Genomic DNA, 8982 nt, shown 5'->3' with positions numbered 1-8982 from the left:
TTCCGGCGGTTCCCCGACCGCGTCGGCGCGCGCTTGCGGAGCCAGAAGTTCGAAGCATCCACGTTTCCCATCAAGGTCCGCTTCAGCGACTTCACGACACTGAGCCGCTCGCGCACGCTCCCCGAGCCCACGTCGGTCGGCCAGCGGATCGGGGACGCCGCGATCGAGCTGTTCGACGGGATCGACCGGCGTCAGGCGGTGCGGCTCGTGGGGGTGCGCGGCGAGAAGCTCCGGCCGACGGCGGCCGCCGCGACGCTGTGGGACGACGACGCCGAATGGCGCCGCGTCGAGGGGGCGCTCGACGGGGCGGCTGCCCGGTTCGGGCGCGGCGCGGTCACCCGCGGATCGCTCCTCGGCCCTTCGCGTGGCGGCGGCGCACTGCCGACCAACCCGCGGCCGTCGTACGAGCACTGACACGGCGTGCCCTCGGGCGCAACACCCCTGGGCGGTGTCGGAAGCGGCGGGTACGGTGGGCGCATGCCCAACATCGCACTGGAACTCGGCAAGCAGTCCACCAGCTTCGGCGTCACCGCCGCCTACGGCGAGCAGCAGGACGTCGACGGCGTCCGCATCGTCCCCGTCGCCCTCGTCTGGTCCGGCTTCGGCGGGGGCTCCGACGAGCGCGGCAATGAAGGCGGGGGCGGCGGCGGGTACACGCTGCCGCTGGGCGCGTACATCCGCCGCGGCGACGACCTCCGCTTCGACCCGAACCTCGTGTCGCTGCTCGCCGTCGGCATCCCGTTCTTGTGGGTCGCCGGTCGCGCCCTCAGCCGTGTCATCCGCGCCCTCAAGAAGTAGCGCCGATCCCCTCGACGACGCTCTGGCCCAGGCGGTCCGGGCGATCTCGTCGCGGGTGGAAGCGGTGGGGGCGTCGAACCCCGTCGTGCTGATCGACGGTCGGAGCGGTGCGGGGAAGAGTTCGCTGGCGCGACGGCTCGTGGCCGGATGGCCGGGCCGCGGTCGCGTGCAGCTCGTCGCTCTCGACGACCTCTACCCGGGCTGGGGCGGACTCGCCGAGGGCGCGGAGTACGCGCGCGAGTCGATCCTCCTGCCACACGCGAAGGGCGGCGTCGGCGTCTGGCAGCGCTGGGACTGGGAAGCGGGGGAGCGGGCCGAGGCCCACGCCGTCGACCCGTCGCTGCCGCTCGTCGTCGAGGGCTCGGGCGTCCTCACCCCTGCGGCCGCGAAGCTCGCCGATGTCGGCGTCTGGGTCGACGCTCCCGACGGTTCACGGAAGGATCGCGCGCTGCGACGCGACGGGGATACGTATCGACCCCATTGGGAGCGCTGGGCTGCCCAGGAGGACGCACATCTCGCCGAGCACGAGCCGCAGGCGCTGGCATCCCTCGTCGTGTTCGTCCCGTGAGTCAGGCCCGGGGCGGGTGGTCCAGGTTCCGGTCGAGGGCGGTGACGAGTCCGTCGAGGCGGTAGCCGATCCAGTCGTAGATGCCGAAGCGCGCGTCGCCGGGGATGTGGCGATCGTCGTCCTGGATGCCGAGTCGCGTCGCCAGCACGAGGCGCACCGCCGAGAGGGTCCGCATCCACGCGCGGGCTTCGGTCTCGCCGAGCGCCACCGTGATCGTGGTGTCGGGGTCGCTCTCCGGATCCAGGTCGCCACCGTCCATACCGAGGGTGTTCAGAACGATCCCCGCGTCCTCCGCGCGACGGTCGAGCATGTCGGCTCCGGTCAGCCGACGGAACTCACGGCTCGCGGCCGCGTCGTCGGGGTAGGCGTCCGGGAGGAGGCGCGTGACGGCGGGGTCGTGCTCCCGGTCGGCGTCGGCGACGAGATCGCGGAACTGGCCGACGATTCCCGCCAGGTGCAGCGCTCGAGGCCGCTGATCTCCATCACGACGATGCGGTCGTTCATTCGGCGTCCTTCCGCACGGTGGCCCACAGGCCGAACTCGTGCATGGCTTGCGCGTGCAGCTCCATGAGCTCGCGGGGGCCGCGCGCGACGACGGCGTGGCCGTCGTGGTGCACGGAGAGCATGAGGCGGTGCGCGGTGGCGGCGTCGAATCCGAAGTACGTGCGGAAGACGTGGACGACGTAGCTCATGAGGTTGACGGGGTCGTTCCACACCACGGTCTGCCACGACGTCGGCGGGACGACCTCGAGATCGGTGATCTCGTCGACGTCGGGGGATGCCACTCCGGCCATCACGCCCACCCCAGTTCGTGCAGACGCTCGTCGTCGATGCCGTAGAAGTGCGCGATCTCATGGACCAGGGTCGTGTGGATCTCGTCGCGCAGTTCGTCTTCGTCGGCGCATGTGGCGAGGTGCGGCTCGCGGTAGACGATGATGCGGTCGGGCAGCTCACCCACCCCGTAGCGCTCGCGCTCCGTGAGCGCCCACCCGTCGTACAGGCCGAGGAGATCGAGCGACCCGTCCTCGGGGCGGTCCTCGACGACGAAGACGACGTTGTCGAGCCCCTCCACCATGTCGTCGGGGAGGAGGTCGAGCTCGGCCACGACGAGCGCCTCGAACGCCTCGGCGTCGAGGTCGAGCGTCGCCTGCTGCGCGGCGTCCTCGTGCATGCGTCTCCCGATCGTGCGAACGGAGGGATGGATGCCACCCGCCCCGTTGGATCGATTCTATGAGCCGCTGCGGGGCACCGGCCGGAACGACGAAGGCCCGCCGTGAAGCGGGCCTTCGGGTGTTGGGTGGCTAACGGGACTTGAACCCGCGACCCCCGCGACCACAACGCGGTGCTCTACCAACTGAGCTATAGCCACCATGTGTCCGCCGCAGCGGACAACTGAACGATTATGTCATACGTCCAGCGCGAACGACGAAACGACCGACGATGCGGCGCCCTTCGCCTCGTCGCTCGTGGGCCCCGGCTCGGGCACGAACACGGCCTTGCGGTAGTAGGCGAGTTCGCGGATCGACTCGAGGATGTCGGCCAGCGCGCGGTGGCCGCCGTTCTTGGTCGGCGCGTTGAAGTAGGCGCGCGGGTACCAGCGGCGCGACAGCTCTTTGATGCTCGACACGTCGACGTTCCGGTAGTGCAGCCAGCGGTCGACGCGGGGCATGTACTTCGCGAGGAACATGCGGTCGGTACCGATCGTGTTGCCGGCGAGCGGCGCCTTGCCCTCGATCGGAGCGAACCGCTGAATGTACTCGAGCGCCTGGAACTCGGCATCCGCGAGGCTCACGCCATGCGGGATCTCGTCGAGGAGACCTGAGGAGCGGTGCATCTCGGTGACGAAGTCGCCCATGTTGGCCAGCGCCGACGCGTCGGGCTTGATGACGACCTGGAACCCGGGGTCGAGGACGTTCAGCTCGAAATCGGTGACGACGATCGCGATCTCGACCAGCTCGTCGACCGCGAGGTCGAGGCCCGTCATCTCGCAGTCGATCCAGACCAGCCGATCGTTCTCAGAGGCGCCTACCATCCCTTCATCCTACTGACGGGGTGGGACACCGACGGGCTGATCCGTGCGGTCCCCCAGGCACGATTCGAACGTGCGACCGGCGGATTAGAAGGCCGCTGCTCTATCCACTGAGCTACTGGGGGTCGCTTCCAGGATATCGGTGACGGCTCGCCCGTTCATCGACCCCCTGGCGAGAGTGTGTGCGCGGGCGTACTCTCCGGCCAGATCGAACGAAAGGAGCACCATGTCCGAAACGACGACACGACGCCTGTGGGTCGCCCACGGTCCCGTTGGTGTGGTGGGAACGATCCGGCAGGATGCCGAGGGCTACGCCGTGCACATGACCGGCAAGGACGAGCGGCTCGGGGTCTACCCGACCATGGAGATCGCGAAGAACGCCCTGCACGCGCACATGAAGCCCGGCAGCGATCGCCCCGAGTTCCGGGAGCACTGAGCGAAGCGGTGCCGCGGGGCGAAGAGGCCGCCGCGGCACCGCCGCTCTGCGCGAACCGTTACGCGTGGCCCGCCGTTACGCGTGGACCGCCGTTACGCGTGGACCGCCGTGCGGGCGCGCCGACGCGGCTCGGGCGCCGCGAGCAGCGGCAGCGCGAGGTGGACGAGCGGTCCGATCCCGAGCGCGAACACGACCGTGCCGATGCCGACCGTGCCGCCCAGCAGCCACCCGGCCACGAGGACGGTGCCCTCGACACCGAGCCGGCACGCCCAGATCGGCCACCCGAGGCGCGCGTGGAGTCCCGTCATCAGGCCATCGCGCGGGCCGGGCCCGAAATGCGCGCCGATGTAGAGTCCGGATGCCACGGCGACGGTGACCACGCCGGCCACGAGCATCGCGGCCTCCCAGACGACGGCGTCGGGGTGGGGGAGCACTCCGAGCGCGAGCTGCATGCTCGTGCCGACCAGCAGGATGTTGGCCAGCGTGCCGACACCGGGCCGCTGGTGCAGCGGGATCCACAGGAGGAGGACGCCGAGCCCGACGATGTTCGTGATCCAACCCACGCCGATGCCGGTGACCCGCGACAGCCCTTCGGCGAACACCGTCCACGGGTCCACACCGAGGCCCGCCGCGACGGTGAGGGCGCAGCCGAAGCCGTAGAGGGCGAGGCCGATGAGGAGGCGCAGGATCCGGGAAGTCATGAAGAGATCCAATCACCGGATTGGGTTCCTTCATGGATGCCAATTACCCTATTCTGGCCTCATGGACTCCCGTATCTCCGCGCGAGCGCTGGCCGAGGCCCTCGGTGGGTGGCGTGGCCGCGGCCCGGCGTACGAGGCGCTGGCCGACGGCATCCGTCTGCTCTGCCTGGACAACCGCATCGCGCCGCAGACGGCGCTCCCGGCCGAGCGCGAGCTCGCCGCGGCCCTGGGGCTGAGTCGGACGACCGTGGCTGCGACCTACCGCAGCCTGCGCGACTCGGGGCACATCGAAAGCCTGCGGGGGAGCGGCAGCGTGACTCTGCCGCTCCGGCGCACCGACCCGGGCATCGAGGACCGTCGCGACGGCGTCATCGACCTGCAGCAGGCGAGTCCTGCCGCGTGGCCGGGCCTGCCGGCCGTGATGGCCGAGGTGGCGCAGGACGCCGCGGCTCTCGTCGCGCGCACGGGCTACGACGTCGTCGGCGACGCCGGTCTGCGCGAGGAGATCGCGCAGATGTATCGGGACCGCGGCCTCCCGACGACCCCGGACCAGGTGCTCGTGACCACCGGGGCGCAGAGTGCGCTGCACCTGGTGGCATCCGTTCTTCTGTCGCGGGCCGATCGCGTCCTCATCGAGACACCGACCTACCCGCACGGCGCCGACGCCTTCCGCGCCGTGGGTGCTCGGCTCGTCGGCGTGCCGGTGACGCCGGATGCCGGCTGGGACCTCGACCGTGCAGCACAGACGTTCGCGCGCGTGCTGCCCGCCCTGGCGTACCTCATGCCCGACTTCCACAATCCGACGGGCCGTTCGATGACCCCCGTGGAGGTGGCGGCTTTCGTCGACGGCGCGCAACGCGCGGGGACGTACCTCGTGCTCGACGAGACCACCGCGGGTCTCGACATCGATCGCGAGACGGCGGGGACCGCGTTCCCCGAAGCACCGCGCATCATCCGCGTCGGATCGCTGGGCAAGACGGTGTGGGGTGGCTTGCGCGTGGGGTGGGTTCGCGCGGAGGCGGACATCGTTCGTCGTCTCGCAAGCGGACGGCCGGTCCACGACCTCGGGACACCGGAGTTCGAGCAGGCCGTCGCGGCGCGCGTCGTCGGGCGGCTGGACGAGATCAGCGCGCAGCGCGCCGACCTTCTGCGTGCTGGCCGGGACGCGCTGACCCGCGCGCTGGAGGCGACGTTCCCGGAGTGGGAGATCCCGGTCGCCCGGGGCGGCGTCTCGCTGTGGGTCGGAATCGGCGAGCCGGTGAGCACGCCCCTGGTGATGAACGCCCGCGCGCGCGGCCTCCTCCTGTCCGCCGGTTCGCGGTTCGCTGTCGACGGGGGCCATGACCGACGTCTGCGTCTGCCGTTCACCGCCGCGCCGCACACCCTCGAGCGCGCAGTGGGCATCCTCCGCGCGGCCTGGGACGACGTGCGGGGGACATCGGCGGCGGCTTCCCTCGACGACCTGGCCGCGGTGGTCTGAACCAGGGCGGGTCTGTTCCGCGCCGCGGCTTCGCTCATCGCGCGTAGCGCAGGCATTCGAGCGCGTCGGCGGACGACCAGAACTCGCCGAGACGTCGGAACCGCCCGGTCGCCGAATGGAACCGCTCGGCGGCGTAGCGCCAGCCGCCGTCCGCCGCGATGGCGCGCACGTGACCGACGACGACGCCCCGCGGGTCGGCGATGCGCCACAGGCCCGCGGCGACGTGCGTCGCCGCGCCCCACCCGGCCGGGCGCGGGGCCGGGGCGAGGTCGTTCCACAGTGCGGTGCTCATGGCCACACGGTACGAGGGGGTTCCGACATCGTCGGGGCGGCGCTTCTCCCCAGCGCTCTTCTTGCTCCACTTGTCCACCGATGGGGGTTTCCGGCCGACGAGCGCGTGCCGCGCCTCGTCATTCTGGCGATGGCTCCGGCGTCCGTCGGGCACACGGATGCCGGAGCCCATACCCAGAGAGGACACACCATGAGCGACCACATCACCCTCGTCGGAAACGTCGTCGGCGACCCCGAAGAACGGGCGACCCGCGGAGGAGATCCCATCGCCGCATTCCGACTCGCCGTGAGCGAGCGGCGATTCGACCGTGAGCGCGGCCAATGGGTCGACGGCCATACGAACTACTACGCCGTCTCGGTGTTCGGGGAACTCGGCCGGAACACCCTGGCGTCGCTGCACAAGGGCGAGCGGGTCATCGTCGCCGGGCGCCTTCGGCTGCGCGAGTGGGAGACCGACGTCAAGCGCGGCGTGAGCGCGGACGTGGCGGCGGACGCGATCGGCCACGATCTGCGCTGGGGCGCATCGACGTTCCGCCGCACGGCGCGGACCGCCGCCGCCGTAGACGCGGACTCCAGCGACTCCTCGACGACCGAGACCGCGCCGGGCGGCGACGCGTGGGCGGTACCGGGTGAGGCTCCGGCTGATCCGCGGGACGACACCTCGACGGTAACGGTTGCAGCCGCCCACGAATCGCCCGCGCTCGTGGAGGTGGGCGACACGACGCCGTTCTGAGCGGGCCGGGCGCGCGGTGGCCGGTACGTAGACTCGGGCGAGTGATCCGCTCGCAGTCCCGTCCGGTCGCCGTGCTGGCGTTCGTCGCCGTGTTCACCCTCGTGGGCTGCACCCCGACCGGTCCCTCGGCGCCGAATGCGACGGAGCCGTCGCAGGAAGCGACGGAGCCGACGCCCGCCGCTTCGATGAGTGCGGCGACGTCGGCCGCGGCGCCGACTCTGTCCCCCGCGGGATCCGCCGCGGACAACCTCCCGCTGTTCACGCAGGTCGTGCGCACGGTGTGGGGCAGTCCGGATCAGGTCGCCGGTCGGGCCTACATCGACGCGCTGGTCGGCGCCGGGTTTGACAAGGCCGCGATGCAGGTGACCCCCGACCAGACGACGATCGGGAACCCCGCGGAGAGTATCGAGTTCTCGGTGCGCTGGGGTGCGGACTGCCTCGTCGGGCAGGTGGGGCCGTCCATCGGCGAACCGGTCACCACCGTGCTGCCGGGTTTGTCGACCGGGGGATGCCTCATCGGCGAGACCCGCGCCATCGACTGGTGATCGCCGCCAGACGCGAGCTGCCGACGCAGAGGAACGTGAGTCGCTGACATCCCGGCAGCGCACAGCCGGTGCGGGCACCGGCACCGTCACAGGCGCCGTTGATAGGCTGGACGCGACTTCCGCGCACCCGGGCGCTTCGCCGAGATTCGAGACGAGATTCGAGTCGGCGACCCGGGCGGGCGCGGCCCTCATCCCCGATCGAAGGTGGTACGTCCTCGATGGCCGAATACATCTACTCCATGGTCCGCGCCCGCAAGGCCGTGGGCGACAAGCTCATCCTCGACGACGTCACGATGTCGTTCCTGCCGGGTGCCAAGATCGGCATGGTCGGACCGAACGGTGCCGGTAAGTCGACGATCCTCAAGATCATGGCGGGGCTCGACACCCCCTCCAACGGCGAGGCGCGCCTGAGCCCCGGGTTCACCGTCGGCATCCTCATGCAGGAGCCCGAGCTCGACGAGAACAAGACGGTGCTGGAGAACATCCAGGACGGCGTCGCGATCAAGCCGAAGCTCGACCGCTTCAACGAGATCTCGGCCCTCATGGCCGACCCGGACGCCGATTTCGACGCGCTGCTGGCGGAGATGGGCACGCTGCAGGAGGAGATCGACGCCGCCGACGGCTGGGATCTCGACTCGCAGCTCGAGCAGGCGATGGACGCGCTGCGCACGCCGCCCGCCGACGCCAGCGTCGTCCCGCTCTCGGGCGGTGAGCGTCGTCGCGTCGCGCTGGCGAAGCTCCTGCTGCAGAAGCCCGACCTGCTCCTGCTCGACGAGCCCACCAACCACCTCGACGCCGAGAGCGTGCTCTGGCTCGAGCAGCACCTCAAGGCCTACAAGGGTGCCGTCATCGCGATCACCCACGACCGGTACTTCCTCGACAACGTCGCGGAGTGGATCGCCGAGGTCGACCGCGGACACCTGTACCCGTACGAGGGCAACTACTCGACCTACCTCGACAAGAAGGCCCAGCGCCTCGACGTCCAGGGTAAGAAGGACGCCAAGCTCGCGAAGCGCCTCAAGGAAGAACTCGAGTGGGTGCGCTCGAACGCGAAGGGCCGTCAGGTCAAGTCGAAGGCGCGTCTCGCCCGCTACGAGGAGATGGCCGCCGAGGCGGAGCGCACGCGGAAGCTCGACTTCGACGAGATCCAGATCCCCGCCGGTCCGCGCCTGGGCAGCATCGTCATCGACGCCAAGAAGCTCGAGAAGCGGTTCGGCGACCGGTCGCTCATCAGCAATCTCAGCTTCAACCTGCCCCCGAACGGCATCGTCGGCGTCATCGGTCCGAACGGTGTGGGAAAGACGACGCTCTTCAAGACGATCGTCGGCCTCGAGCCCCTCGACGGCGGCACGCTGAAGATGGGCGAGACCGTCAAGATCAGCTACGTCGACCAGTCGCGCG

At 70.5% G+C, this 8982-nt stretch carries 13 protein-coding genes, 2 tRNA genes and 1 pseudogene; 8 read left to right on the top strand and 8 right to left on the bottom strand.

The features are described 5' to 3' along the window. The 3 genes and pseudogenes from I5G_RS01120 to I5G_RS01110 all read left to right on the top strand — a co-directional run. Positions 1–414, top strand: a pseudogene (locus tag I5G_RS01120) (DNA polymerase IV); the annotation flags it as partial. Positions 415–477: 63 nt separating this feature from the next. Continuing rightward, positions 478–798, top strand: coding sequence for a hypothetical protein (locus I5G_RS26275; protein ID WP_022877407.1), 321 nt, complete (start codon positions 478–480; stop codon positions 796–798). Further along, positions 773–1366 carry an adenylate kinase gene (locus tag I5G_RS01110; RefSeq protein ID WP_022877406.1) on the top strand — a complete coding sequence of 198 codons (594 nt, stop codon included), beginning with the start codon at positions 773–775 and terminating at the stop codon, positions 1364–1366. The genes I5G_RS26275 and I5G_RS01110 overlap by 26 nt, the downstream gene beginning before the upstream one ends. Position 1367: 1 nt before the next feature. Here the strand turns inward: I5G_RS01110 and I5G_RS19860 are convergent, their stop codons facing one another. From I5G_RS19860 to I5G_RS01080, 6 genes are all read right to left on the bottom strand, one after another. Then, positions 1368–1811, bottom strand: coding sequence for a DUF2017 family protein (locus tag I5G_RS19860; RefSeq protein WP_239642466.1), 444 nt, complete (start codon positions 1809–1811; stop codon positions 1368–1370). Positions 1812–1866: 55 nt separating this feature from the next. Further along, positions 1867–2169: an ATP-dependent Clp protease adapter ClpS gene (gene clpS / locus I5G_RS01100; protein WP_022877403.1), complete on the bottom strand. Its 303-nt coding sequence runs from the start codon at positions 2167–2169 to the stop codon at positions 1867–1869. Then, positions 2160–2537, bottom strand: coding sequence for a metallopeptidase family protein (locus tag I5G_RS01095; protein ID WP_022877402.1), 378 nt, complete (start codon positions 2535–2537; stop codon positions 2160–2162). The genes clpS and I5G_RS01095 overlap by 10 nt, the downstream gene beginning before the upstream one ends. 125 nt (positions 2538–2662) lie before the next feature. After that, positions 2663–2735, bottom strand: a tRNA-His gene (locus tag I5G_RS01090). Positions 2736–2771: 36 nt separating this feature from the next. Then, positions 2772–3398, bottom strand: coding sequence for an oligoribonuclease (gene orn / locus I5G_RS01085; protein WP_022877401.1), 627 nt, complete (start codon positions 3396–3398; stop codon positions 2772–2774). A gap of 49 nt (positions 3399–3447) precedes the next feature. Continuing rightward, positions 3448–3520 (bottom strand) — tRNA-Arg (locus tag I5G_RS01080). Positions 3521–3621: 101 nt separating this feature from the next. Here I5G_RS01080 and I5G_RS01075 point away from each other — a divergent pair. Then, a complete protein-coding gene (locus tag I5G_RS01075; RefSeq protein WP_022877400.1) occupies positions 3622–3831 on the top strand; it encodes a hypothetical protein in 210 nt (69 codons plus the stop codon). Positions 3832–3923: 92 nt separating this feature from the next. Here I5G_RS01075 and I5G_RS19855 read toward each other — a convergent pair whose 3' ends face one another. Next, the gene (locus tag I5G_RS19855) at positions 3924–4532 is read right to left on the bottom strand and encodes a YitT family protein (protein WP_022877399.1); all 609 of its coding nucleotides are present in this window, start codon (positions 4530–4532) and stop codon (positions 3924–3926) included. Between the two features lie 61 nt (positions 4533–4593). Between I5G_RS19855 and I5G_RS01065 the strand changes: the two genes are divergently transcribed. Further along, positions 4594–6012, top strand: coding sequence for a PLP-dependent aminotransferase family protein (locus I5G_RS01065; protein WP_022877398.1), 1419 nt, complete (start codon positions 4594–4596; stop codon positions 6010–6012). A 34-nt stretch (positions 6013–6046) separates the two neighbouring features. On the opposite strand, the gene I5G_RS25640 is transcribed toward I5G_RS01065, so the two are convergent. Next, on the bottom strand, positions 6047–6304 hold the full coding sequence (locus tag I5G_RS25640) for a hypothetical protein (protein WP_063257592.1): 258 nt from the start codon (positions 6302–6304) through the stop codon (positions 6047–6049). 189 nt (positions 6305–6493) lie between these two features. On the opposite strand from I5G_RS25640, the gene I5G_RS25635 reads away from it, so the two are divergent. The 3 genes from I5G_RS25635 to ettA form a co-directional block, all read left to right on the top strand. Further along, positions 6494–7036, top strand: coding sequence for a single-stranded DNA-binding protein (locus tag I5G_RS25635; protein WP_022877396.1), 543 nt, complete (start codon positions 6494–6496; stop codon positions 7034–7036). Between the two features lie 41 nt (positions 7037–7077). Continuing rightward, positions 7078–7581 (top strand): hypothetical protein, encoded by a 504-nt coding sequence (locus tag I5G_RS26270; RefSeq protein WP_022877395.1) that lies wholly within the window; start codon positions 7078–7080, stop codon positions 7579–7581. Between the two features lie 218 nt (positions 7582–7799). Beyond that, on the top strand, positions 7800–8982 hold a 1183-nt coding region (gene ettA, locus I5G_RS01045; RefSeq protein WP_022877394.1), incomplete at its 3' end, for an energy-dependent translational throttle protein EttA.

This window comes from Microbacterium sp. B19, from assembly GCF_000333395.1.
GTDB lineage: Bacteria > Actinomycetota > Actinomycetes > Actinomycetales > Microbacteriaceae > Microbacterium.
The sequence above is the reverse complement of the archived record's forward strand: the minus strand, read 5'-3'. Positions and strand labels throughout refer to the sequence as shown.